22 protein-coding genes and 5 pseudogenes are annotated in these 24,601 nt (G+C 43.3%); 1 reads left to right on the top strand and 26 read right to left on the bottom strand.

Features of this window, described 5'->3' with window-relative positions; all coding sequences use genetic code 11:
• Positions 1-16: 16 nt before the first annotated feature.
• The 22 genes and pseudogenes from B9Z54_RS24165 to B9Z54_RS24055 all read right to left on the bottom strand — a co-directional run bounded on the left by B9Z54_RS24165 (position 17) and on the right by B9Z54_RS24055 (position 17,751).
• Positions 17-637, bottom strand: a complete 621-nt coding sequence (locus B9Z54_RS24165; RefSeq protein WP_113930891.1) for a hypothetical protein — start codon at positions 635-637, stop codon at positions 17-19.
• Between the two features lie 714 nt (positions 638-1,351).
• Positions 1,352-2,239 carry a polyprenyl synthetase family protein gene (locus B9Z54_RS24160; protein ID WP_481747825.1) on the bottom strand — a complete coding sequence of 296 codons (888 nt, stop codon included), beginning with the start codon at positions 2,237-2,239 and terminating at the stop codon, positions 1,352-1,354.
• On the bottom strand, positions 2,236-2,472 hold the full coding sequence (xseB, locus tag B9Z54_RS24155) for an exodeoxyribonuclease VII small subunit (protein ID WP_113930947.1): 237 nt from the start codon (positions 2,470-2,472) through the stop codon (positions 2,236-2,238). Before xseB ends, B9Z54_RS24160 begins: the two co-directional genes overlap by 4 nt.
• A pseudogene (gene xseA, locus B9Z54_RS24150) lies at positions 2,472-3,820 on the bottom strand (exodeoxyribonuclease VII large subunit). Before xseA ends, xseB begins: the two are co-directional and overlap by 1 nt.
• A gap of 160 nt (positions 3,821-3,980) precedes the next feature.
• Complete coding sequence (gene folD, locus B9Z54_RS24145; protein ID WP_113930890.1) at positions 3,981-4,838, bottom strand: bifunctional methylenetetrahydrofolate dehydrogenase/methenyltetrahydrofolate cyclohydrolase FolD; 858 nt, start codon at positions 4,836-4,838, stop codon at positions 3,981-3,983.
• Positions 4,838-5,251 carry a transcription antitermination factor NusB gene (gene nusB / locus B9Z54_RS24140; RefSeq protein ID WP_113930889.1) on the bottom strand — a complete coding sequence of 138 codons (414 nt, stop codon included), beginning with the start codon at positions 5,249-5,251 and terminating at the stop codon, positions 4,838-4,840. Before nusB ends, folD begins: the two co-directional genes overlap by 1 nt.
• 168 nt (positions 5,252-5,419) lie before the next feature.
• Entirely contained in the window at positions 5,420-5,734 is a 315-nt protein-coding gene (locus B9Z54_RS24135; protein ID WP_113930888.1) for a hypothetical protein, read from the bottom strand.
• Between the two features lie 23 nt (positions 5,735-5,757).
• Positions 5,758-6,180 (bottom strand): Asp23/Gls24 family envelope stress response protein, encoded by a 423-nt coding sequence (locus tag B9Z54_RS24130; protein ID WP_113930887.1) that lies wholly within the window; start codon positions 6,178-6,180, stop codon positions 5,758-5,760.
• A 60-nt stretch (positions 6,181-6,240) separates the two neighbouring features.
• Complete coding sequence (gene accC, locus B9Z54_RS24125; RefSeq protein WP_113930886.1) at positions 6,241-7,593, bottom strand: acetyl-CoA carboxylase biotin carboxylase subunit; 1,353 nt, start codon at positions 7,591-7,593, stop codon at positions 6,241-6,243.
• A gap of 14 nt (positions 7,594-7,607) precedes the next feature.
• Positions 7,608-8,120, bottom strand: a complete 513-nt coding sequence (accB, locus tag B9Z54_RS24120) for an acetyl-CoA carboxylase biotin carboxyl carrier protein (RefSeq protein WP_113930885.1) — start codon at positions 8,118-8,120, stop codon at positions 7,608-7,610.
• Positions 8,121-9,131: 1,011 nt separating this feature from the next.
• Complete coding sequence (locus B9Z54_RS24110) at positions 9,132-9,695, bottom strand: SpoIIIAH-like family protein (RefSeq protein ID WP_113930883.1); 564 nt, start codon at positions 9,693-9,695, stop codon at positions 9,132-9,134.
• A gap of 13 nt (positions 9,696-9,708) precedes the next feature.
• Positions 9,709-10,364 (bottom strand): annotated as a pseudogene (gene spoIIIAG, locus B9Z54_RS24105) (stage III sporulation protein AG).
• Positions 10,354-10,968 (bottom strand): stage III sporulation protein AF, encoded by a 615-nt coding sequence (gene spoIIIAF, locus B9Z54_RS24100; protein ID WP_113930882.1) that lies wholly within the window; start codon positions 10,966-10,968, stop codon positions 10,354-10,356. Before spoIIIAF ends, spoIIIAG begins: the two are co-directional and overlap by 11 nt.
• A gap of 12 nt (positions 10,969-10,980) precedes the next feature.
• Positions 10,981-12,173 (bottom strand): annotated as a pseudogene (gene spoIIIAE / locus B9Z54_RS24095) (stage III sporulation protein AE).
• Positions 12,174-12,204: 31 nt separating this feature from the next.
• Positions 12,205-12,597 carry a stage III sporulation protein AD gene (gene spoIIIAD, locus B9Z54_RS24090; protein ID WP_240190079.1) on the bottom strand — a complete coding sequence of 131 codons (393 nt, stop codon included), beginning with the start codon at positions 12,595-12,597 and terminating at the stop codon, positions 12,205-12,207.
• 15 nt (positions 12,598-12,612) lie between these two features.
• A complete protein-coding gene (spoIIIAC, locus tag B9Z54_RS24085; protein WP_113930880.1) occupies positions 12,613-12,819 on the bottom strand; it encodes a stage III sporulation protein AC in 207 nt (68 codons plus the stop codon).
• Positions 12,820-12,837: 18 nt separating this feature from the next.
• A complete protein-coding gene (gene spoIIIAB / locus B9Z54_RS24080) occupies positions 12,838-13,353 on the bottom strand; it encodes a stage III sporulation protein SpoIIIAB (protein WP_113930879.1) in 516 nt (171 codons plus the stop codon).
• The gene (gene spoIIIAA, locus B9Z54_RS24075; RefSeq protein ID WP_113930878.1) at positions 13,354-14,277 is read right to left on the bottom strand and encodes a stage III sporulation protein AA; all 924 of its coding nucleotides are present in this window, start codon (positions 14,275-14,277) and stop codon (positions 13,354-13,356) included.
• Between the two features lie 698 nt (positions 14,278-14,975).
• Positions 14,976-15,533: an elongation factor P gene (efp, locus tag B9Z54_RS24070; protein WP_113930877.1), complete on the bottom strand. Its 558-nt coding sequence runs from the start codon at positions 15,531-15,533 to the stop codon at positions 14,976-14,978.
• Positions 15,534-15,623: 90 nt separating this feature from the next.
• Positions 15,624-16,685 (bottom strand): M24 family metallopeptidase, encoded by a 1,062-nt coding sequence (locus B9Z54_RS24065; protein WP_113930876.1) that lies wholly within the window; start codon positions 16,683-16,685, stop codon positions 15,624-15,626.
• Entirely contained in the window at positions 16,672-17,133 is a 462-nt protein-coding gene (gene aroQ, locus B9Z54_RS24060) for a type II 3-dehydroquinate dehydratase (RefSeq protein WP_113930875.1), read from the bottom strand. Before aroQ ends, B9Z54_RS24065 begins: the two co-directional genes overlap by 14 nt.
• A gap of 84 nt (positions 17,134-17,217) precedes the next feature.
• Positions 17,218-17,751: a YqhR family membrane protein gene (locus B9Z54_RS24055; protein ID WP_113930874.1), complete on the bottom strand. Its 534-nt coding sequence runs from the start codon at positions 17,749-17,751 to the stop codon at positions 17,218-17,220.
• Between the two features lie 310 nt (positions 17,752-18,061).
• Here B9Z54_RS24055 and B9Z54_RS24045 point away from each other — a divergent pair, with 310 nt between their 5' ends.
• Positions 18,062-18,472 (top strand): SA1362 family protein, encoded by a 411-nt coding sequence (locus B9Z54_RS24045; protein ID WP_162785353.1) that lies wholly within the window; start codon positions 18,062-18,064, stop codon positions 18,470-18,472.
• A gap of 132 nt (positions 18,473-18,604) precedes the next feature.
• On the opposite strand, the gene B9Z54_RS24040 is transcribed toward B9Z54_RS24045, so the two are convergent.
• The 4 genes and pseudogenes from B9Z54_RS24040 to B9Z54_RS24025 form a co-directional block, all read right to left on the bottom strand.
• Positions 18,605-19,492 carry a patatin-like phospholipase family protein gene (locus B9Z54_RS24040; protein WP_113930871.1) on the bottom strand — a complete coding sequence of 296 codons (888 nt, stop codon included), beginning with the start codon at positions 19,490-19,492 and terminating at the stop codon, positions 18,605-18,607.
• 197 nt (positions 19,493-19,689) lie between these two features.
• Positions 19,690-21,459: pseudogene (locus B9Z54_RS24035) on the bottom strand (vitamin B12-dependent ribonucleotide reductase); the annotation flags it as partial.
• A 435-nt stretch (positions 21,460-21,894) separates the two neighbouring features.
• Positions 21,895-22,689 (bottom strand): annotated as a pseudogene (locus B9Z54_RS24030) (ribonucleotide reductase N-terminal alpha domain-containing protein); the annotation flags it as partial.
• Positions 22,690-23,069: 380 nt separating this feature from the next.
• Entirely contained in the window at positions 23,070-23,906 is an 837-nt protein-coding gene (locus B9Z54_RS24025) for a lipoate--protein ligase family protein (protein ID WP_113930868.1), read from the bottom strand.
• Between the last annotated feature and the right edge of the window lie 695 nt (positions 23,907-24,601).

The following is a 24,601-nucleotide window of genomic DNA, read 5'->3' as shown; positions in this document are numbered from 1 at the left end:
TCACCAACTTTCATACCTAAATGTTTTGTTTCGTCTTTTCACGTTGTTTTCGCTTTTTATCTTTTTTATCTTTTATGATGGTAATGTGGAATTTATCCTCCACAAATTGTAACACTTTTCCTACTTGAAAGATAATATCCTTAGAGTATTGAATAGCCATAGTTTTCCCTATAGCTTTCCCCCCTACGGTCAAAGCCGCCAGAAAGCTGGTCAATATTACATTTATCGCATACTCCGCAGGTGAACCGTTGTTGATTTGCAGATCGATGGTCAGGCCTATCAGCACGATTGCAGCGGCTGCTCCGCTTATAATCCCGGATATATCCCCAATTACATCGTTACAAAAGCTGGCAAATCTATCTGCATTGCGGACAATACGGATAGACGGCTTGGAACCGTAGACCTTTTTGGCAGCCATTGCATGGAAAGGAGTTTCATCTGCAGCAGTGGCGGCTATTCCAAGCATATCAAAAAAGATACCTATAAAAACAATGATAAGCACAACAATCAGACCAATCACCCAGGTAACTTCGTTCAAGATTAAATTTGAAATGATTGAAAAAATTGCCGCTAACACAAACGTGATAACGGCAATGCTAAGACTCCATTTTATTGAGTTTTTTAAAACGTCCTTCATTAGGCAATTACACACCGTTTCTTTTTATATAATCTATGTCAGGCAATCCTGGAAATCTTCATATGTAAAAGGATGGTCATATATTGAGTAAAAATTGCAGCTTAGGTCCAGTAGGTTTTCCCAATCAGATACCGGATGTCGCCATACCGGCGGTTTCCCTTTAAACCCGATTTAACTGTGTCACCAGCAGTTAGACTGGATTACCACTTAGTCCGCACTATAATCCTCAACATATGTCACAAATGGGAACAGTCTAGGAGTTTTCCTCAACAACCTTTAACCAAGTTCTTAGCCTCTTTTGCAAAGAGGATTTCATATGGGCGAAAAAGCACATATCAATGGCCAACTGATGTGTACCTTGTAACCATAATCCCCTCACACTTCACTCAAGGCAGGCTACGCTGCTAGCGATTGTCACCGCATCGCAGGTCTATACTCCGTTCTATTGCTCATGCATCGTGCCGGCCTAGAAACGGAACCTCCGCGGCGCAAGGGTCAACGCCCACATGCCATTGTGGATCGCCCTTGTGCCTTACTCCCAGCTTCGACCCAAGGCTGGGCGCCTCAAGCCAAAACAAGGAACTTCATCGATGTGCCCTTTAGTGGATTTTTAGGCCCACCTTCAGAACTGGTAGATCGACTAGAATACTGCACCATCCCTTATTCAATTATATTCATTGTATCATGAATTGGCTTTTTTCTCAAATACGCGGACTAGTGATCTCTTGATGCTATCATATCCGCAATTTCGACGAGAAGACCGTGGTCGAGATCAGATGATGAAAGGGCGGACTTGGCTTTTTGAAGGTGGCCTCCCAGCTTCTCTTTTGCACCGCCGAGAGTCAGGAGTGCAGGGTATGTGCTTTTGAATTTGTTCTCATCGCTCCCTACTCTCTTCCCCATCTTATCCTCCCTGCCCTCGACATCCAGAATATCATCTTGAATCTGGAAAGCCAGACCGATATGGCTGGCATACTCCTCCAATAATTCCACTTGGCTTTCGGATGCATCTGCGAGGATCGCTGCAGCCATGACGCTGAAAGCCAGGAGTCTGCCGGTTTTATTCTTATGTATGTATTGGAGCTCTTCAACCGTCAAGGTTTTATTTTCGCCTTCCATGTCGGCAGCCTGCCCGCCCACCATGCCTTCCGGACCAGCGGATTTTGCCAGAAGGGACACAAGCCGTACGATTTTCTCTGGTGAGACACCTTTAATTCCGGACAGTACTTCAAAGCTGTAAGTGAGCAGTCCATCACCTGCAAGAATGGCTGTTGCTTCACCAAACACCTTATGGTTTGTGGGTTTCCCCCTCCTGAGATCATCATTGTCCATGCTAGGAAGATCATCGTGAATAAGGGAATAGGTGTGAATCATTTCAAGTGCAGCAGCTGCTTCAAGGCCGATTACCGGATCTTTCCTAAAAGCATGGAGAGTTGCAAATAAGAGAACCGGCCGAATTCTTTTGCCTCCAGCCTGCAAGGAATAAGCCATGGACTCTTTTACTTTTTCAGGAGCTTGGAGTCCGGCAACCAACTCATCCAATTTGGTTTCTACCAGTGCTTTATATTTTTCCATAAAACTTGCTAATGTTACAGCACTCACGAACTCTCCTCCTCGGATAATGAGAATTCTTTTTCTCCTTCATCAGTCATCAGCTTGGTCATTTGTTTCTCGGCATGTTTAAGCGTATCATGGCAATACTTTGACAGCTCCACGCCTTTTTGATATTGCTGGAGTGCCTCCTCAAGAGGAACCTCTCCTTCTTCAAGGCGCTGGACAATGCTCTCCAGCCTTTCCATTGCTTCTTCAAATGACATCTTCTTTTCTTCAGCCATCATTTTTCACTCTCCTCTATTGAATCTACACGACAATGCAGCTTTCCGTCCTGAAGGTGAACTGTTACTTTTTCTCCTTCTTGTACGGCTTCTTTTGATTTAACGAGCTTTTCCTCTTTTGAGTATACGAGACTGTACCCTCTATCCATTATTTTCAGCGGACTTAAGGCTTCCAATGTGGAAACGGTCCTGCCAAAATCGTTTTGTTTCTGTCTTAAAATGGAGTTGAAATTAGCTTCAAGCTGTTTGGCCGCACGAAGGTGCTGCTCTTTTTTTGCTCCCAAAGCCTTCCCGGGTGGACTCTCTTTAAATTCGAATCCAGATGTCCGAGTTTATCTCTACCTGCCTGCATCCTCAACTGCTGGTTTTTGTTCAATTTCTCTATCAAACGGTCAACAGCCTCGATCTTCTGTTCATACAACCTGCGTGGATTTCTAAAAATAATGGAAGAGCTGGCACTTTTCAATCTTGCCCTTTCACTCTTCAACCTCGTCTTCATTCCCCTGAGCAGCATGATTTTTCGGTTTAATACCCTTTCCAGGAGGTCATCGATATGAGGAACAGCCAATTCAGCTGCAGCCGTGGGAGTAGGAGCTCTCATATCTGCGGCAAAATCGGCAATTGTAAAATCTGTTTCATGTCCGACAGCAGAAATAACCGGAACTTCTGAGTTCGAAATAGCAAGCGCCACCTGCTCCTCATTAAAAGCCCATAGCTCTTCAATCGAACCTCCGCCTCTCCCGACGATCAGCACATCCATTTCTGCATTTTCATTGGCTTTTTTAATGGATTCGGCGATCGATTGTGCCGCCCTTTCTCCTTGAACCAAAGCGGGATAAACAACGATCTCCCCAATAGGATATCTTCGCTCAATGGTCGTGATGATATCCCTGACAGCAGCACCAGTAGGAGAGGTAATCACACCGATTTTGCGAGGAAATTTGGGCAGCGGCTTCTTTCGAGATTCTGCGAATAATCCCTGTTTCTCCAGCTTTTCCTTTAATTGTTGGTAGGCCAGGAATAAATCGCCGATTCCATCAGGCTGCATCTCTTTTACATAAATCTGATACTGCCCTCCTGCCTCATAGACAGAAATATCGCCCCTCACCAGAACATTCATCCCATTTTCAGGGTTGAATTTCATCGACGCGTTCGCGGAAGAAAACATGACAGCCAGTATCCTCGCCCGCTCATCCTTCAAAGTGAAATACATATGCCCGCTAGAGTGGCGTTTAAAATTTGAAATCTCGCCCTTCACATAAATACTAGAAAGATGAGGGTCTTTGTCAAATTTTCTTTTGATATATTTAGTTAATGCCTGAATCGTCAGGTATTGGGAATTATCCATTATCCGTCTCCCCTCAGCCTTATGTTCTCATTCCATTCATTTCTTTTGTTATGTAAGCTGACCTTAACAAAAAGCTGCTTTCCGTTGTCTGGAATGCAGCCTTCTGGATACTATTATTTTAACAAAAAATTGGTCAGGATGTAGGGAAAACACTCTGAAGTTATTTTTTGCTGAACACGTGCCTCGCAGATTTGACTGTATTGAACATGAGCATGGTAATAGTCATCGGTCCAACGCCGCCTGGAACCGGTGTGATATACCCTGCTTTTTCTTTGGCGCTGTCAAAATCTATATCTCCACACAGCTTGCCTCTCTCATCACGGTTCATTCCTACGTCAATGACAACAGCACCCGGTTTGATATCTTTTCCATGAATGAAATTAGGCCGGCCGGCAGCTGATATCAATATATCGGCACTTCTTGTATGGGAGGCAAGATCCTCCGTTTTTGAATGGCAGTACGTTACGGTTGCATTCTCCCTAAGAAGCAGCTGACCCGCAGGCTTTCCGACAATATTGCTGCGACCTATTACAACTGCATGCTTTCCGGACGGTGATATTTCCTCATATTGAAGCATCTTCATAATTCCATATGGGGTACAAGGAAGAAAGGAATCTTCACCTATCATCATTCTTCCTATATTCACAGGATGAAAGCCATCAACATCCTTGCCAGGAGAAATTTGCTCTAATACTTTTTCTGTCTGAATCCCTTTAGGAAGAGGCAGTTGAACCAGAATACCGTGAATCGTTTTATCGCCGTTCAGCTGTTGAATTTTTTCAAGCAGTTCGTTCTCGCTGACTTCCTCACCGTATTCTATTAAAACTGAATGGATACCCATCTCCTGGCAGGTTTTCCGTTTCATTCTGACATAAGTCTGAGAAGCGGAGTCCTTGCCCACAAGGATGACAGCAAGCCCCGGAACCAGCCCTTCCTGCCTTAGCAGTTGAACTTCCTCGCTAATGGAATCCCTATAGTACTGTGCAATTTTCTTTCCGTCGATCAATTTTGCGGGCATTATAATCCCCCTTGTTCACCCTGCTCTTCAATCATTGAATTGACTTTTGAGAGCACACCATTAATGAACTTTCCTGATTGGTCGTCTCCATAAGACTTGGCAATCTCTATCGCTTCATTAATGACAACTTTATTAGGTACATCATTTACTTCCAATAATTCAAAAACAGCTACACGGAGGATATTTCTATCCACTTTCGCCAATCGATCAAAAGACCACTTTTCAAGATTCTCCTTGATCAATCCATCAATTTTTTCTTTATTGTCTGCAGCCCCGTTCACAAGGCTGTCTAAATATTCATCTGATGGGGCACCTTCATAGATATTCGTTAATGCCTCTTCTGCCGTCATTCCGGACATATCCATTTGAAACAATGCTTGTAAAGCTTTTTCACGCGCTGTACGTCTTTTCATTCCTTTGTACTCCTTTTATTCTCATCAAATTTCGTCATATCAATGATAATAGCATAACCCAGTCCATGAAAGCACGCAAACACCAATAAATCCGCTATTCTGAAAAATGTTCGTCTTGAAATAAAACATGAAATATATTGGTTCTTATCCTGGTTAGAGCTGCGGTGACTAAAACCAAAAGGCTATTTTCGCATACATTGTTGCTTTCGGAAAAATCCCTAAAGCCGGATTTTCCCCCTGGATACTAGGCTTTTTCGCTCTAGACGAAGAGAGAAGCTCTTTTCTCTCTTGTTTAACAGGATTTTCCGGGTTAATTATGGCGCTATCTTTCGCAATTAATATCAAACAGCCACAAAGTTTACGAAAAGAGCCAACCAAAAAGGTTCTTTCTATAAAAATTATCACAAATGAAGATTCCTTAAACTTCTCAGGCTCCCGGTTTACAAATAAAAACCAAAGGCTGCAGCCTTTGGTTTTTATCATTCAGTGATTCTTTTCTCACCAGCTTATTCTTCTTCAGCCAGTTCCTGCTCTGTCTTTTGATTTTCAAACTGAACTCCCACAACATGAATATTAACTTCATCAGCTTCTAAAGCCGTCATGTTAAGAAGTGCCTGTCTAATGTTATCCTGGATCTTTTGGGCGGTATTCGGAATGGATACACCGAATTGCATGGTGCAATAAACATCCACTTGGATACCTTCCTCGGCAAGCTCGACTTTAACTCCCTTGCCATGGTTCTTCTTTCCGAGCCTTTCAACGACACCGCTGGCAAAGTTACCGCGCATTGACGCAACTCCTTCTACCTCTGAAGCAGCAATGCCGGCAATGACCTCGATTACTTCCGGTGCTATTTCAATTTTCCCTAAACCGTCTTTACCATGTGACATTTGCAATAGGCTTTGGTTTTGGTTTTGATTTTCAGCCATGAATGTACACCTCCACTGATTTCGCCTGAATACTTATATTTTATTATATCACAGCTTTGACTAGGACTTCATTACCTCATGTATCTCCAAAAATTTCGTATTAAAATCACCGCTTACGAACGTTTCATGCTCCAATACTTTAAGGTGGAATGGAATAGTGGTATGAACGCCTTCAATGACGAACTCACTCAATGCCCTTTTCATCCTGGCGATGGCTTCTTCCCTTGTCGCACCATATGTGATCAGCTTGGCTATCATAGAATCGTAATAAGGAGGGATCATGTAGCCGGGATAGGCTGCTGAATCAACCCTTACACCCAATCCGCCTGGAGGAAGATACAGTTCAATCCTACCGGCTGATGGCATGAAATTCTTCTCAGGATTTTCGGCATTTATCCGGCATTCAATGGACCATCCATTGAATTCGATGGCTTCTTGTTTTAACTCCAATTGTTCCCCGGAAGCCACTTTTATCTGCTGCTTGATAAGATCGACCCCTGTTACTTGTTCCGTAACAGGATGCTCCACTTGGATACGTGTATTCATTTCCATGAAGTAAAACTTTTTGTTCACATGGTCAAAAATGAATTCCACTGTACCCGCACCTGAATAGTCAACAGCCTGAGCTGCTTTAACCGCAGCCTGCCCCATCTCGCTCCTGATATTCTCATCCAGAGCAGGTGAAGGAGTTTCCTCAATCAGTTTCTGCAGCCGCCTTTGGATTGTGCAGTCTCTTTCACCAAGATGAATGACGTTTCCAAAGTTGTCTCCGAGGACCTGTATTTCAACATGCCTGAAATCTTCAATGAACTTCTCTATATATACACCGGGATTGCCGAAAGCTGTTGCCGCTTCCTGCTGTGTGATATTGATCCCTTTAACAAGTTCCTGCTCTGTTTTGGCTACACGGATCCCTTTTCCTCCGCCTCCAGCTGTAGCTTTAATGATGACAGGGTAACCGATTTGTTCCGCCAATGAAACCGCTTCCTCGGCATCCTTCACGATTCCCTGCGAACCAGGCACAATTGGCACTCCCGCTTCTCTCATCGTCTCTCTTGCTACATCCTTCGTACCCATCTTGGAGATCGCTTCCGGTGACGGACCGACAAAAGTAATGTTGCACTCACGGCATAACTCTGCAAAATCAGCATTCTCCGCAAGGAAGCCGTATCCGGGATGGATGGCGTCGCAGTCAGTAAGCTTGGCCACACTGATGATGTTAGTAAAATTCAAATAACTGTCCTTGCTTGCTGTGGGTCCGATACAATAAGCTTCGTCAGCTAATTGGACATGAAGCGCTTCTTTATCAGCTTCGGAATAAACAGCCACGCTGTCTATTCCCATTTCCCGGCAAGCACGAATAACACGTACAGCTATTTCTCCTCTATTTGCTATTAACAGCTTTTTTATCATAGAATGTTCGCTCCTTATTCAGGCTTAACCAAAAATAGCGGCTGACCGTATTCTACCAATTGTCCGTCTTTCACTAGTATTTCTACAATTTCACCTTTCACTTCCGCTTCAATTTCATTGAAAAGCTTCATTGCTTCCACAATGCACACTACTGAATCGTCAGTGACTTTGCTTCCTGCTTTCACATAAGCACCCGCATCTGGTGAAGGAGATTGATAGAAAGTTCCCACCATCGGAGAGACGATTTTATGAAGGTTCTCATCCGCTGCAGGGGCAGGCGCTTCTTCTTGAACCGAAGCTTCTTGTGCTTTAGGTGCTTGCGCAGGTGCTGCGGCCGCCGGTGCAGAGACTACTTCTTCAGCTTTATGTACTTCGTTATTTTGTATTGCTGCTTTTTCTTCCACATAAGTAACAGCCTTATTCTTTTTCATTTTTATTTTGCTGCCATCCAGTTCGTATGAAAACTCATCAATGCTTGATTGATCAACAAGTTTTATCAACTCGCGTATTTCTTGAATCTTTAACATAATGACACCCCTTAGAGTAATTATTCAAAATTAGGACTAGCTACTAATATCATACGATAAGACCTAGTAAGAATTCAATATGATAATACAACTAATCTTATTGAACCCTTGTTTTGTTAGAAAACCATCCTGCATGTAGTCCTCCTTCTATTGTAAGCTTCTTTTTCATATTTTCAAAGCCGCAGGGAGGCATTCTTCTTAATATGTTCTTACAATTAAAGTCTTGATTATTGTGCAGTCTTAAAATGTTGTACCATTTTTAAAAAGAGGAACCAGTTTCATAAAATGTTTTTTAGAGGAACGGGAGAGCCAGGGGTTCTCATGCTTTCCAAATGATATCTTGCTTAAAAACGTCATAACATAGTTATTGCTGGGCCTTATTTTCTGTTGGGCAGGTTTTAACTCAATACCATTTATATTACTTTCAATATTTAAGTCTTGATTAGAGTGGCGACCTCCTTTGGAACCAGCGGGGTCCTGTTCACCCCGCTCGCTAAACAGGGGCAAAAATAGGTACCTCTGTAAAATAGAGGAAAGAATTTCCCATAATTATTAAATAACCTCGAAATCAGCTTAAATAGAGGAAACAAATTCCCTTATTTTACCGCTGGTTACTTTTCTCATAAATTACTGCTTCTGAATAAACCACAGTGCGGAATCCCCGCTCTTGAAGTGGGAGCATTCTCTCTAAACAGGGAGAGCAGCTCCTTTCTTTCTTACTTACTTACTTACCAGATTACTTCCCCTGAATTAAGTCGATCGTGTTGAATTCATTTCGAATAGCAACAAAGTTCTCGCATAGAGGCTTCCTAATGGCTTGTTTCTTTAAAATACCATTCTACCTCCTGCTTATTTATTTAGAGGAACATTGCGACAGTAGAACCACCTCCCGTTGAACTAGCGGGCAAACCGTATCCAGCGGAAAGCCACCACTTGTTCAGGCGGGATAATCTTTATTCAGCCAATACAAAAAGAAGCCGCCGCCTATGAAGGCGCCGGCTCTAGTTAATGTTAGTTTGCTGGCTGAAATTTGACAGCCACTTTTTGCATGGCTCCACCGAGTTCATCATTCACTAGACGGATGATTTGATTCGCATCCGCAGCGGAGTGTTCTTTTGCTTTCACAGTGATACGAACCTGTTCTCCGTCCGCTCTCACCAACGCATCTTCATATCCCATTGTTTTGATCATTGTTTCCAGGACCGTTTCTGTAGTAGCAAGCTCTTTTAGTTTATCCATTTGCTCAATGGCTTCATTTTTTTCCTCGATTGACAGGTCCGCTGATGCTACTTTTGTTTCCAATTCTTCTCTGCTTCTAGAGCGCTGATCCAGGAACTCCATACGAAGAGTTTCAAAGACTTCATCACCGGCAGCTTCTGTTACGATATCCACTTCACCTTCAGCAGCCGCTTCTTCATTTTCAGCAGATGTTTCTTCAGTTTGGGCTGAAGATTCTTCTTCACCAGCAGCCATATCAGTTGCCTGCTGTGTAGGAGATGTAATGTAATACACTGATAGAACAATCACCAGACTCAACATTGTCAATAACCATACCGTTTGCTTTTTCAATAACATATAAATTTCCCCCTTAATTTTTAGGCATTACCGCTACCCTGTGGCTAGGAACGTCAAGCACACGGGTCACAGATTCGATGATCCATTTTTTTACTTGTATGTTATCAGCGCCCTTGGCTACTACAAGAACGCCGCTGATTTTAGGTTTTTCGTCTCCAATATAACAGGCACTTCCTTTTCGCCATCTCTAATAATGACAAGCTTTTCATCAGATGTTTTATCTTCGATGGATCGGTTTCCGCCTTCCCGGTCTGTTTCTTTGGTCAACTGAGTTTGGGAAGAGGTATCCTTTTGATAGACCTTCCGCTCGGTTGATTCTACATTGATGACGATGGTAGGATCGCTCACGCCTGCTATATCTTCAAGTGCTTCCCTCAGCTGGTTTTCGTACCGATCTTCATATTCTTCCATCACAGAATCCTTGGAGTCTTTTTTTCCAAAGGCCGGGACATCCTCTTCTTCAGGCTGAGTACCGGTTTCCATCACCATCGCCGTCTCCTGGTTCCCGCCGCTCCACATATCGCTTATGAGCATGATCGCGACTCCGAACAGAAGCACAATTAAAAAGTAATGGTACTTTCCCGCTTTCTTTCCTGGCTCTGTCTTCTCTTCTGATTCTTTCGCAAATAAATCTTTCAAGAATTGGAGCGGACCTTTGTCAAATTTCATTTTTCTTTGCTGCACCTCCTTCAATCATGATCACTAGTTTGTCTTCTGGTATATTCCATTTTTCCGAAAGCATGCTTTGGATTCCCTGGCTGCTTTCATCATCTTCAGGAACACTTTTAGAAGTATCGATATCTACTGGTTTAATTGCTGTGACTGCTTCTTCCTTGGAGGTATCCAAGTGGATGGAGACGGACAAGATGCTTTCCGGCAGATTTTCAAGGTCTTCCGCTTCCAGTTCGATATGTTTTACCGTCAAGTTATGTTTGTCTATCATCTCCTTTTCTACGTCATTTTTCATTTGGACAGCCATCTGTTCTAAAATATATGCACGTTGTGAGGCTTGTATTTCTTTTTTCTTCATTTCTACTGAATTTTCTAGTGAAGCCGTCTGAATTGGACCCTCCAGGTTGATTTCGGCAATAGCTTCTTCAAAATCTGCACTGAATAATTTCATGAGCGGGGTGAGTATAATTGTAATGAGCAGCAGCCCGGTGACGATCTTGGTGTATTTCTGCATATTGGAACTGGGGAGAAGCATATCAACCACACTGGCCAATAAGATAAAAACGATAATATTGGTGATCCACTCTGTTAAAAACGACATCTTCTTCCCCCCTTACCTGACCATTAGAGTAATATTGCCTGCAGCTATCATGATGGTGATGCTGAGAAAAAACATAAAAGATACAATGGCGAGTGCCGCGAACACATAAATGACACTCTTGCTGATCGTATCAAGGCACGCGATGACCGGTCCCCTCCCAAAGGCTGCAACAGAGCGGCTGCCAGCTTATAGACCAAGGCAATCATGAGGATCTTCATCGCAGGGAACGCGGCAATCATCAAGAGGATGGCAACTCCGGCGATTCCAACTGTGTTCTTCAACAGGACTGACGCACTGATGACAGTGTCTGCGGCATCCGTAAACATCCTTCCGATGACAGGAACGAAATTACCTGTTACAAACTTGGCCGTTCTGACCGTAATTCCGTCCGTGACGGCTGCAGTTGCGCCTTGAACGGAAATGACACCAAGAAAAACGGTCATGAAAATCCCGAGCAGGCCGATGCTCCAGTTTCTTAAAAGATTCGCCAGCTGGGTTACCTTATATTGCGGCGACAAAGTGCTGACAATGCTGAGCAGCGCTGATAGAAACAGGAGCGGAAGAACGATATTCTGTATAAGAAGGCCGCTCGTATTCATGAGGAAAATGATCACGGGATGGAAAAAGGCTGCTGATATCAGACCTCCAGAAGAAGCTATAAGCGCCAGAAGCAGCGGAATCAGGGCGATGATAAAATTAGTCATCGTCGCGATTGCTTCCTTGGTGTAATCAATCGCAACATGGAAGCTGTTGAGGGCAATGATGATCAAAACCATAAAAACAATGGCATAGGCAACTTTACTGACACTGCCTCCTTCAAAAGAATTTTGCAGAGATTGCAGGAACGTACTGAAGATCGTCAACAATATCAAGGTTCCAAGCAGCTTTCCATTCATGATCAGCTCTTGGAAAGCAAAATGGAAGATCCCCGAAAACCATGCCTTGAAAGAAAACTGCTTGTCCCCTTTGATAAAATCGACCAAACTTCCTTTTTGGCTCTCGGGCAAAAAGCCGCCATATTGGGTCATGACCTCTTCCCAATACACTTTCAGCTCATCCAGTTCCAGTTTTTCCAATTGCTCTTCCAAAAGTTTTTCTCCCATGGGAGTATTTGGTTCTGCGTCTTCTCCTTCAGCTTGTGCCGGCACGATTCCAAGAATAAGTAAAAGTAAAGTACAGCAAATTATTCGTAATAATCGACGCATTTTTTCACCTCTAAAGGCAGCACCAGCTCCCTTAACTGGTCGGAATCATATTGATGATGGTTTCGATGATGACAGTCAAGATCGGTACTGCCATTGCTAAAATAAGAATTTTTCCAGCCAATTCCACCTTTGCGGCGAGCGCTCCTTGCCCCGCATCCTTTGTAATATGGGACGCAAACTCCGCTATATAGGCAATTCCAATGATTTTTAAAATCGTTTCTACATAAATCATATTAATGTTCGCGTTAGCTGCCAGCTTCTCGATCATGCGGATAATTTCGTAAATCTGATCGACCAGGAAGAGGAAGATCGCACAGCCGACAAATACAACGAGCAGAAAAGCAAAGTTAGGCTTTTGCTCTTTAATAATCAAGGCGAGGAAAGTGGAAACCAGAGCTATTCCCACTACTTGTATGATTTCAATGACCTATTCCCCCTCTCAACCTTGGAATAGAAACACTGACTTGATTTTTTGGAACAAGTCATCTACTACTGAAGCGACCATGAATAAAATGTAGATAAAGCCAAACAACGTGACCCACTGGGCATATTCCTTCTTTCCGACCTGATCGAGTATTGTATGAAGAAAAGCCACCACAATACCGACACCAGCAATCTTGAAAATCATATCTACGTCAATTCCCATCTTTTCCCCTCCTGATCATTACAACAGTAAAATGATGAGAAGCAGGCCTGAAAGAAACCCTAAACTTTTCGTCATTTTTTCATATCTCTTTTGCTTATCCAGCGCTTCCGATTCTTCCCGTTCCAAATGGGTCAGAGTCAATAAAATATGCTTTTGCTGCGTTAACCGGTCATGCTTACCCAGGCTTTCGCCGAATTGGCTGAGTATTTCATACTCCCTGGACTTAAGTGCTGTCATCTTCCAAACCTCTTTAAGACTGGCCTCCCAAGCTTCATGTACAGTTGTTTCCTCCGTGGTGATCTTTTCAGCGAATACTTCAAAAAACCAGGCAACCGGACGCTGAAGCTGCTTCGAAAGCTTGCGTGAAGCTTCATGCAGAGGAGTATGTCCATACATGATTTCAGCTTCCAATGATTGCAGCGCTGATTTCAATATTCTTAATTGCCGTGGCCGTTCACTCAGATATCTTGAAGCTTCAAATCCCGCCCAGGAAGTAGAAAGGATGATAAAAACCGCACCGATGATCTTAATCATTTATGTCACACTCACTTTTCTCAAAAGCGAATATCCCGCTTGATTTTTGATATCTTTTATCTGACCGGGATGGTCTCCTCTTGCCAATTCAACAAATCTCTCTATCACATTCAATTCCACAATCTCTTTCAGGTTCGGCCGCTTTGAAATTTCCTCTAAGGAATGGCCGTGAGTTGTCATAATCAGGGAGATTCCCGCATTTACTGCTTCCAGAATGGCTTGGCCATCTTCCTGGCGCCCGATTTCATCGACAATGATGACCTCCGGACTCATCGAGCGGATCAGCATCATCATCCCTTCCGCTTTCGGACAAGCATCCAGCACATCCACACGCGGTCCGAACTGCAGCTGCGGCACCCCGTGTACACAGCCGGCAATCTCAGAACGTTCATCTACGATTCCAACTTTGTAAGGTCCGATTTCCTTCTCAGAAAGACCCGTCGATACACTTCTGGCAATATCCCTGAGCAGAGTGGTTTTTCCTGTTTGAGGAGCCCCGATAATCATGGTATGTTTCCAGCCTCCATCAAATAGGTAGGGAATCAGCGGATCCGCTATACCAATGGCTTCCCTGGCAACCCTTATATTAAATGAGGCGAGATGCCTGATCGCTTTCACCCTGCCACCGTCAAGGATGACTTTGCCGGCTAGTCCCACACGGTGGCCGCCTTCTATCGTGATATATCCTCTTTTCAATTCTTCTTCCAATGTATAAAACGAATGGTTAGCCAGCTTGTTGATAAGCTGTTCTCCATCTTTCCTTGTCACAACATAGGGAAGAAAATAAGGTATACCCCTGGCCGTCACTTCCAACGGACGGTCAATCCTTATTCTTATCTCTTCGATCAGCGGCTGGATATGGGATGGCATGCTAATGATTTTTTCTGCGATAATGGATGGAACGATTGATAGAATCTCTTCCATATTCCCTCCTCCTAATTTTGGTGCAAGTACTTTTAAAAATTTTAGTACATGCCTTTAGTTATTAAAATCTATTCGGAGATTAGGAGAATATGACTTTATTATGGGGAGGCAATATAAGAAATCGGACTATATCGCTTTAAAGCACGAAGAGGGACTGTCCCTTTTTATGCTTTAAAGAGGTGAAGCTATAACAGAACAAAGGCTCAGGCTCTTTGGCCTGCCCCTCCTAGCCAATGATTCTGTTGAGGTTTTTATGCAGGCCAGGAGATATGTATTTCCGGTGGGATGTGTATGAAGATGGAGCTGCTTCGGTCAGGAAAGATGTATTTTGGTTGAGATGTGTATGAAGACGGGGCTGCTTCGGTCGGGAGAGATGTATTTTCCTTGAGATGTGTATGAGGATGAGGCTCCTTCGGTCGGGAGAGATGTATTTTCCTTGAGATGTGTATGAAGACGGGGCTGCTTCGGTCGGGAGAGATGTATTTCCAGTGGGATGTGTATTAAGACGGGACTGCTTCGGTCGGGAGAGATGTATTTTTAGTGGGATATGTATGAAGACGGGGCTGCTTGGTCAGGAAAGATGTATTTTGGTTGAGATGTGTATGAAGATGGGGCTTTCGGGCGCTGACCATGGACGTGTTCCCAAACAACAAAAAAAGCTGGAAGGCTTAGCCCTCCAGCTTTTTGGTCAATCAGTATTAACCACGTGAAACGTATGAACCATCCGTTGTATTGATGACAAGAACGTCACCTTCATTGACGAAGAATGGTACGTTTACTGTCAAGCCCGTTTCCACCGTCGCCGGCTTCGATCCGCCTGTAGCCGTATCTCCTTTGATGCCCGGCTCTGTCTCCGTCACTGTCAAGGAAACTGTGTTCGGCAGCTCAACACCAAGTGTCTCACCATGATACATCATGATTTGAACTTCCATGTTCTCTTTCAAGAATTTCAATTCATATTCTATCGCAGATGCAGCCAATTCGATTTGTTCATATGAATCTGTATCCATGAATACATGCATATCTCCATTTGCGTATAGATATTGCATTCTGCGGTTGTCAATTTGAGCTTTCGCTACTTTTTCACCCGCACGGAATGTTTTTTCCTGAATCGCACCATTGCGAAGGTTTCTTAATTTAGAACGGACAAATGCTGCCCCTTTACCTGGCTTAACATGCTGGAAGTCCATTACGCGCCAAATTCCGTTATCTACTTCGATTGTAAGACCTGTACGAAAATCATTTACTGAAATCATGAGTGTTCCTCCTAATATTTGAATAGCCGAAGAGTGACTATTTACTGCATGTTCATTATGCCATATTGTTTTCTTGCGGCAAAGATTTTATTAAAGAATGATCAAATCTTTTGTTGAGTGCGTTAGTGTTTCATTGCCATTTTCTGTGATAACGGTATCATCCTCGATACGCACTCCGCCTACACCTTGAACATAGATCCCCGGCTCAACAGTAACAATCATGCCAGGCTTCAATACTGTTTCAGAAAGGTGGGATAGTCCTGGTCCTTCATGAACTTCCAGGCCGATGCCATGACCTAGTGAGTGGCCAAAGTTATCACCATAGCCTTTTTCTTTAATGTAATCCCTTGCGATGGCATCTGCCTCAGCACCTGTCATACCCGGTTTGATTCCATCCATTGCTTTCAGCTGTGATTGAAGAACAACATCATAGATTTCTTTCAGCTTATCTGAAGGCTCGCCTACTGAAACCGTTCTTGTCATGTCAGAGCAGTACCCTTTGTAGTATGCGCCGTAATCCAATGTGATGAAATCACCTTTTTCGATGACCTTGTCGCTGGCGACACCGTGCGGAAGAGCCGAACGAAGACCGGAAGCTACGATGATATCAAAAGAAGAAGACGTCGCCCCTGCTTTTCTCATGAAGAATTCGAGTTCGTTTGACACTTCAAGTTCCGTTTTGCCGGGAGCAATGAAATCAAGGATATGCTTGAATGCGGCATCAGCGATATCGGCAGCCTCTTTAATTACTTGAAGTTCTGATTCTGTCTTAACTAAACGGATATCTTCGATCAGGCCGCTGATCGGCACAAGTTCGGCTTGAACTTTGCTGCTATAGCTTTCATATGCAGAAAAGGTAAGGTAATTCTTTTCAAAGCCGAGTTTTTTGATGCCCAGTTTTTCGGCTTGAGCCGCCACTTCATTAGGGATTGGTCCTTTATGCTGGACGATTTCAAATCCCTGCGCCTGTTCAGCAGCTTGCTCTGTATAGCGGAAATCCGTAATAAAAACCGCGTTGTCAGCAGTAACAAGGGCCACCCCTGAAGATCCAGTGAAACCTGTCATATAACGGCGGTTATAATTACTAGTGATCAGTATCCCATCAATGTTGTTCCCTGTAAATTTCTCTCTTAATTTATCAAGTTTGCTCAACCTCTTCATCTCCCTTATGTTTTTTTATAAGAGCCTGCAGGGCGAGTTCATATCCAAAGAGACCCAGACCGACAATCTGTCCAGCGGTCACTTCTGCGAGAACAGATTTGTGCCTGAAAGCTTCTCTTTTATGAACATTTGAAATATGAACTTCAATAACGGGTAAATCGACACCAGCTACAGCGTCCCTTATCGCATAGCTGTAATGAGTGAACGCTCCGGGATTAAAAATGATACCCGCGTATCCAGCATCTTCAGCCATATGGATAAAGTCAATAAGTACCCCTTCATGGTTCGATTGCTGGGCTGTCAGTTCATATCCAGCCTGTATGGCCGCTTCTTTCAAATTGCCTTCAAGCTCATCTAGCGTGGCAGTTCCATAAATATCTGGTTCGCGTTTCCCTAATCGATTAAGGTTCGGACCATTAAGCAGAAGAATCTTGTGCATATGTATTCACCCATAAAAATAGAATGTTCAACATGAACATTCTAACACAAACTAATTGACAAACCTACTACAATGTCTGAACTCTTAATGGCTTACGCCTTCTTCTTTTTCATTTTGATGGCGGAGTTCGTTTTCTTCATATGAGATTGAGTAGCCAATGAATACTCCATACAGGATATAAATGCAGGCAGCCGTGATCAGGGTATTGTAATCGGTGTCGGTCAACGCTTTCATACTGGGGAACAGAGGGTTCAGCACCAGAAACACAGCCAGCATCAAGGCTATTCCATATCCCGCTCCCACCCACATGGATGTTAGCTTTCGCAATGTGGCATAGTATACGAGCGCAGCCCCAATGGAAATCAGTCCATACGCCACTATGGATATCACAATTCCAAGCCAGCTGTCTTTCCAATTCCCTGCAGCCCATGGCTCAAGAATGATATTCGGCTCAAGCTTTGTAAAGGAGAACATGTAGCAGATGTAAGATATCAGGCTCCACAGGATTCCTCCCGCAAATCCGGTAGTGACTACCATTCCAATGAACGAGAACGGCTTCTCCTGCTTATTCTGTTCCAGCTTCTTATCACTTGATGGTTCTTCTTCTCTTGCAGACATATAAACACCTCCTTTGGGTAGTATGTCCATTTCCTTGAAAGTCTTTCATATTTAAGCTGGAATGAAGGTTTTGGTGCATCCCGTCTTAAACACATTCCCGCTTGCAAGGTATCAAAACTGAAGCGCGGCCAGTCTCATTACCCTATCTCCAAGGATCAATCTGCAAATTTCCAGATCTATTTCATTCTTCGTAATTAGAAAACAAATGTGTAAAATAAACAGATTTACGGTTAAAAACAACAGAAATAGTCTAAAATATAGATAAAGGACTACTATGCTCTTATATCCTGTTACAAAGGAGGTGACCTTCTTGAGTGCTCGTACAATAATTGCAGGAGTTATTATTCTTTTTGCATCCATAGGGTTGGTTTCCATGCTTATAGGAGATCCCCTTGCCCTTCTTCAAAGGATCGTGATTTTTGCAGTGATTGCCGGAGTCATTTATTTTGTATTCCGGAAAGTGATGATGGGCGGTGGCGGCCATGGAAAAAACAAAGATCAAAAAGCTTTCCTGAAAGCAGCAAAACAATCCAAGAAGCGTTATAATCATAAAAAAACCACTGCAGCAGTTAAAGCAAGCGCGCCAAATCCGTTCCGCAAAAAGTCCCATCGAAAAAAATCACAGGCAAACCTCACGGTAATTGAAGGTAAAAAAATAGAAAAAATCGAGCCTCTCTCTAAGCTCGATTTTTTTATTTGGCTTGATAGAATTAAATATTGATAAAACAGATAATTTTAAGTGTATCACTATGAATGCCCTTCTAAATAATTCTCTAAATCACTGTGGGAATTAAAGGGAGCCCTGCGGCTCTAACAGTAACAAATAACAGCTTTGATGCTTATCCTCCCTATCCTAGCCAAAACTCCATCCCCTCAAAAATTCTTTCGCCATATTATAACCATACCCTGCAAGTTCTCTTTTCTTTTCATCTGTCAGTTCAAATTCTGTTGTCAATACGCCTTCAGTGGGTATGAAAATAACATTGGTAGAATGCTTCCTTGAAATATAGCGGGAATCGTGTGCATCCTTCATGGTCTGAAACAGGGCAGCGTACAGTTCTATGGCATTTTGGATTTTGTTTTTAGGTCTTTCCTGGGCATCATGACTGAGCTTGATACCCAGGACAGGTCTTACCTTCTTTGTATTTTCTTTATCAAAAAGCCACATAGGGAAATTGCTTAATACCCCTCCGTCGACGACTAGGTTCAATCCATCAAGAGATTTTAATCTTACTGGTTCAAAGAAATAAGGCAGACTTGCACTCATTCTGATCGCCCTTGCCACTGGGAAGGTTTCTTTGGGTATACCGTATTTCTCCAGGTCATCAGGCAGCACTATCAAGCGGCCATTTGATAAGTCTGAAGCAACGACCCTTAATGCTCCAGGTCTCAGGTCGGCAAAGGTGTATATCCCCCTCACCCTTAACTTTTCTTCAATCCACTGCTCGAGGGCATCCCCTTTATAAAGACCAAGCTTCCAGTACACTTTCAGCCATCGGACAAAGGGCACAGAAGAGAGCAATGGATTCTTATCCAGTAAATCAGACAAATCAATTTCATCCATTATACTGAGCAGATTTTCACTGTTATAACCTGCTGCAATGAATCCGGCTATGATTGCGCCTGCACTCGTCCCCGCAAGCCTCTTGAATCGAAAGCCTTTTTCTTCGATTGCCCGGTAAGCCCCTATCAGCGCAAGCCCCTTGATTCCGCCGCCTGAAAACACGCCATCGATGTTCATGGGAATCATCCCCTTCGAAGTATCCTTATAACTTTCTTATTCATTTCGAAGGGTTTTAGAATAAGAACAAGCCAAATTCCGCCGGTGCACTTCATCACATCGCAGCATTAAAAGGGACTGTCCCTTTTAACGCTTTAATGCAGAAAAGGATCGAAACCAAAAAAGAAGGAGGAACAGATCCCTCCTTCTTTGTTAGATTATAGTCCGCACTTCAATTGTGCTCCACAGTTGGTACATGTGTTGCATCCGCCCATATCTTTAACTGTACCTTTTCGGCAGACCGGGCAGGTGTTGCCTACTTCAGATCCAATTGTTACATCTGTTGACCTGACATCCTGGATAGTATCAACTAGTACAACAGGCTTTTTGCCTTGTGGTGTTTGTGGTTCAGTTTCTTCTTCATCAAAACTGTTTTCTTCTGCTTTCAAAGTCAGAACCTGAGAATCACGGCTTCCATCCACGTAGACTGTGCCGCCTTTCGCTCCGCCTTTATACAATCTTTCGTACACTCCCTGTACTTGGTCCACTGTATAACCCCTTGGCGCGTTGACTGTCTTCGAGATAGAGCTGTCAATCCAGCGCTGGATCACACACTGTGCATCAGCATGAGCTTCAGGTGCCAGTTCCATCGAAGAGACGAACCATTCAGGAAGGGCATCTGGATCTATTTCAGGATTACGCTCAAGGAACTCTTGTACAATTTCAGCCTTCACCTCGATGAATTTACCCAGGCGTCCGCTTCGGTAATAAGTGAAGGAGAAGTATGGTTCAAGACCGGTCGCGACACCTACCATCGTTCCTGTACTGCCAGTTGGGGCAACAGTGAGAAGATGAGAGTTTCGGATACCGTTGTCCATGATAGACTGGCGGACATCCTCAGGCATTTTGCTCATATATCCTGTATTGATGAATGCCTCTCTAAGGCGGTTCGTTTCCCCTTCTGTCTCACCTTGAAGGAATGGGAAGCTGCCTTTTTCCTTCGATAATTCTACAGATGCACGGTAAGCTGTCACGGCAATTGTTTCGAATACTTCATCCACAAGCCTGTTGCCTTCCTCAGAACCATATTCTTTTTCGCAGTAGATCAATAAATCAGCAAGTCCCATAACCCCAAGGCCGACACGGCGTTCTCCGAGTGCCTGTTTTTTGTTCTGTTCAAGGAAATAAGGAGTGGCATCGATTACGTTATCCTGCATACGCACGCCGACTTCTACTGTCCTCTTCAGCTTTTCAAAATCGACTGTTTTATTTTCTTTGTCCGCAAATTGTGCAAGATTAACAGCTGCGAGGTTGCAGACGGAAAATGGTGCGAGTGGTTGTTCCCCACATGGATTAGTCGCAACAACCTTCTGTCCATATGCTTTTGCATTCGTCATGTCGTTGGCATTATCAATAAAGAAAATACCTGGTTCAGCCGAATAAGTCGCACATACATTAATCAGATTCCATAATTCTTTCGCTTTCATCTTTCTATACGTACGGACCTTGTAGCCCATCTCTTCCCATTCTCTTACATCACCGATTTCATGCCAGTTTTCATTATAAAATTTCATTTCTTCTTCGTTATATTTCTCAACATCAGGGAAACGAAGGCTGTATTCTTCGTCATTTTCCACAGCTTCCATGAAATCACTTGTCAGGCAGACCGAAATATTCGCGCCTGTAAGAAATTCAGAATTATGGACAGAGTAAGTACCGCCCGTTCTAAGCTTCTCTTCAGCTTCCTTGATGATCTTGTCCGAAAATCCTCCCAGCCCGGGAATCTGCTTGTAATTAATAATTCCTTGGTACATATCTTGTTCTTGTGCTGTAAGAGGCGTGAATTTCAATTTATCCTGAGCAGCTTTTTTGATATGCTCATCTTCTGTATTTTCAAGAAGATAGCGCAGAATACGCGGGTTTTGCATCTTTGAAATGATGAATTCAATGATGTCAGGGTGCCAATCCGACAACATAATCATTTGGGCCAATACGTTACGTTGATACGCTACATCAACTCTCTAAGTCACCTTAGAGTTCAGACCATATCTTACACTCTTTTGAGTGTCCTCGCACTTGGGAACCGCTTGATTCCTACTCTACTTGCTTCCGCTGTTACAGCGTGCTTTCGATGGTCGTTGAACCTTCTCCATTTTAAAGGAGCTTGGCTGCTGATTGTCTTTTTCCACTTACTGTTTTTTAGCATTCACGTTTGCCGTTTCCAGCTGCGTTGTAGCCAGTAAGTCATTTATGCGCTAATTTTTTATTAGAGTACTGTTTAGAACCTTTAATTTGCAAAATATTAGCGTCATATAGTTTCATGTTTGTCTCCTCCATTTTCATTTTCGGATGACATATACATGATTACTATTAAAGAGTTTCCAGCAATTCACGAGGTTTATTTATAGACGAGGCACTTATTTACCACGTCTTGATCCACCCTGCTCCACAAGATGAGTCAGCTTCGCAATATCGTCCAGCCATGATACAGATCCAGATGACTTTCCGTTCACTCCCCGCGCCAATGTGTTTCGCGGTCTCAAAGTAGATCCATTCGTTCCGACTCCGCCGCCGCGGCTCATGATTTCCATCACCTGTTTGCGGTGGTCGGAAATTCCGTCCCTGGAATCTTTCACGAAAGGCATGACATAACAGTTGAAATAGGTGACATCCGTATCAGCACCTGCTCCGTACAATACACGGCCGGCCGGCACAAAATTCATATTGACGAGTTCGTGGTAGAATTTCTCGAACCATTCCTGCCTTTTTTCTTCTGTCGTCTCTACACTCGCAAGCCCAGTTGCGTTTCTCTTCGCTATTTGCTCATAGAAAATTTCTAGCGGCTTTTCAATAACATCCAAAGAACGCCTGACAACGCCGCTCTCAGATTCCACAGGGTTATCGATTGAACTTCTGTACTCCTCAATGATTAAAACCTCTGCCTGCTTGTTCTCCCAGTCAAGGCTTTTAATGAAGCCAAGTCCCCTCGCCGGGAATTTAGGATCTTCCTTGATTGTTAATACAACGAAATCTCCTTCAGTAAGGGTAATCTTTTCCGTATCTTTAAATGAATAGCGGTCAATCATTACGAGGCGGGACACACCCTTATGAGTAATGTGCATATCCGGGGTAATGGGATGGACTTGCGGAAACATACCGATCGCTTTATTCAGACTCTCTCTGTTAACTATCATTTCTTGTTTGGATACGACAGACATAAATACAACTCCTTAAACTACTATATTGAATGGTTTCTGTTTCTCTCAAGGTTGTTAATTTCAAAAATAAATTTATCACAGCCTGTAATGAAAATCAACCAATACACACTATATATAGTGTGTAAAATATTTTTCGACACACTACATATTGTGTTTCGTTCATGTGGAAACTTTTTTGTCAAACTGAAAATATGCTGGAAAGAGGAGGGATTGGAAGGGAATCATAGATTAGCCAGCACAAATCAACAAAACCCGACAATTTTCAAGGTTGAAAATTATCGCGCTTCTACTAACCCTTTTACGAAAAGGAAAAAAGCGATTTTCATCGCTTTTTGAAATTCAAAAAAAGTTATTTGGTTTTCTCTTCATACACAAAAAAGTTACCGTTTAAAATTCCACTCATCTGATTCGTACCTTCTCCTTGCAAGGTCCTCTACATATTGTGTTTCTTCCTGGGAAAGCACATATGGCTCGAGCTCTATTTCTAGTCCCTGCTCAAACCCTTTTTTGAAAGCCTCTTTCGCCATCTCGAGGGTGACGGTTTCGCTGCTGATCTCATTGACAGCCACAGCTTTGCTCTTAAAGGCACGCTGCATTCGTTCCTTCACCCGGTCATTCGGGTATTTGAACAAGCTGAATAATTTATCTTCATCGAGATCAAGCAAAATAGAACCGTGCTGAAGGATGACACCTTTTTGGCGGGTCTGGGCACTTCCGGCGACTTTCCGTCCTTCCACCACCAGTTCATACCAGCTCGGAGCGTCAAAGCAGACAGCCGACCGCGGACTTTTCAACCCCTGCTTCTCTTCTTCAGTTCTCGGCACCGCAAAATAAGCCTCAAGCCCTAAAGCCCTGAATCCCCTGAGAATCCCTTCTGATATTACCCGGTAGGCCTCTGTAACCGTCTTAGGCATTTCCGGATGCTCTTCCGTTACAATCACGCTATATGTAAGTTCATGTTCATGGAGGACACCCCTGCCGCCAGTCGGACGACGCACAAAGCCCAACCCGTGTTCCTTCACAGCCTCCATATTGATTTCTTTTTCAACCTTTTGGAAATAGCCTATCGACAGAGTGGCAGGATCCCATCCGTAAAAACGGATAACGGGGGGGATTTTCCCTTCACTATGCCAGTCAAGCAAGGCTTCATCCAATGCCATGTTATAAGAGGGAGAACAATTCCCCGAATCGATATATCGCCATACTTCTTTGGTCATAACCTCATACCTCTTTTACTCTTTTTAAGTCGATTTCTAGTCTATCAAAGTATAAGAAAAAACAAAGAAGAAAAGCCCGGCCTGGTTGAATGGTGACTGGATATGACAGTAGATCAGCAGAAGATGAATTTTACCATAAGATAGGGCGCATGCCGGGGGAGATGAGTTAATATAGAAAAATGTACCATTAAATCAGGAAGACAAAAAGATATTGGCATAATTAGCCTGGAATCGCACCATTAAGTCAGGGAAACAAATAGTTATGGTATGATTCCCTCGGAAACGTACCATTAAGTCAGGACGACAAAAAGTTTATGGCATGATTAGCGCGGAATCGCACCATTAAGTCAGGGAAACAAATAGTTAATGGTATGATTCCCTCGAAAACGTACCATTAAGTCAGGAAGACAAAAGTTATTGGCACGAATAGCCGGGAATCGCACCATTAAGTCAGGGAAACAAATAGTTAATGGTATGATTCCCTCGAAAACGTACCATTAAGTCAGGAAGACAAAAAGTTATTGGCATGATTAGCCGGGAATCGCACCGTTAAATCAGGGAAACAAAAAGTTATTGGCACGATTAGCCGGGAAACGAATTAGGATCTTCGCAAAAAGAGCGTGGAAAACACCCTGTCCTTCAAAAGTCACACACCTTTCAAAAAGAATTCTTGTTCTCCCTAATAGAGAATAATA

It is taken from the genome of Bacillus sp. P14.5 (assembly GCF_003316765.1).
Taxonomy (GTDB): Bacteria; Bacillota; Bacilli; order Bacillales; family Bacillaceae_B; genus Rossellomorea.
Note: the sequence above shows the minus strand (reverse complement) of the source record. Positions and strands in the feature narration are given on the sequence as shown.

What these genes read in the sequence shown, in the direction of transcription:
- B9Z54_RS24130 (WP_113930887.1), bottom strand. Translation starts at nt 6,180, where the DNA reads ATGGCTGAAAATCAAAACCAAAACCAAAGCCTATTGCAAATGTCACAT.
- B9Z54_RS24110 (WP_113930883.1), bottom strand. Translation starts at nt 9,695, where the DNA reads ATGTTATTGAAAAAGCAAACGGTATGGTTATTGACAATGTTGAGTCTG.
- aroQ (WP_113930875.1), bottom strand. Translation starts at nt 17,133, where the DNA reads ATGCACAAGATTCTTCTGCTTAATGGTCCGAACCTTAATCGATTAGGG.
- nusB (WP_113930889.1), bottom strand. Translation starts at nt 5,251, where the DNA reads ATGAAAAGACGTACAGCGCGTGAAAAAGCTTTACAAGCATTGTTTCAA.
- spoIIIAB (WP_113930879.1), bottom strand. Translation starts at nt 13,353, where the DNA reads ATGATTAAGATCATCGGTGCGGTTTTTATCATCCTTTCTACTTCCTGG.
- accC (WP_113930886.1), bottom strand. Translation starts at nt 7,593, where the DNA reads ATGATAAAAAAGCTGTTAATAGCAAATAGAGGAGAAATAGCTGTACGT.
- B9Z54_RS24165 (WP_113930891.1), bottom strand. Translation starts at nt 637, where the DNA reads ATGAAGGACGTTTTAAAAAACTCAATAAAATGGAGTCTTAGCATTGCC.
- folD (WP_113930890.1), bottom strand. Translation starts at nt 4,838, where the DNA reads ATGCCCGCAAAATTGATCGACGGAAAGAAAATTGCACAGTACTATAGG.
- B9Z54_RS24025 (WP_113930868.1), bottom strand. Translation starts at nt 23,906, where the DNA reads ATGACCAAAGAAGTATGGCGATATATCGATTCGGGGAATTGTTCTCCC.
- B9Z54_RS24040 (WP_113930871.1), bottom strand. Translation starts at nt 19,492, where the DNA reads ATGAACATCGATGGCGTGTTTTCAGGCGGCGGAATCAAGGGGCTTGCG.
- xseB (WP_113930947.1), bottom strand. Translation starts at nt 2,472, where the DNA reads ATGGCTGAAGAAAAGAAGATGTCATTTGAAGAAGCAATGGAAAGGCTG.
- spoIIIAC (WP_113930880.1), bottom strand. Translation starts at nt 12,819, where the DNA reads ATGGGAATTGACGTAGATATGATTTTCAAGATTGCTGGTGTCGGTATT.
- efp (WP_113930877.1), bottom strand. Translation starts at nt 15,533, where the DNA reads ATGATTTCAGTAAATGATTTTCGTACAGGTCTTACAATCGAAGTAGAT.
- spoIIIAF (WP_113930882.1), bottom strand. Translation starts at nt 10,968, where the DNA reads ATGTCGTTTTTAACAGAGTGGATCACCAATATTATCGTTTTTATCTTA.
- B9Z54_RS24135 (WP_113930888.1), bottom strand. Translation starts at nt 5,734, where the DNA reads ATGATAAAAACCAAAGGCTGCAGCCTTTGGTTTTTATTTGTAAACCGG.
- spoIIIAA (WP_113930878.1), bottom strand. Translation starts at nt 14,277, where the DNA reads ATGGAAGAGATTCTATCAATCGTTCCATCCATTATCGCAGAAAAAATC.
- B9Z54_RS24055 (WP_113930874.1), bottom strand. Translation starts at nt 17,751, where the DNA reads ATGTCTGCAAGAGAAGAAGAACCATCAAGTGATAAGAAGCTGGAACAG.
- accB (WP_113930885.1), bottom strand. Translation starts at nt 8,120, where the DNA reads ATGTTAAAGATTCAAGAAATACGCGAGTTGATAAAACTTGTTGATCAA.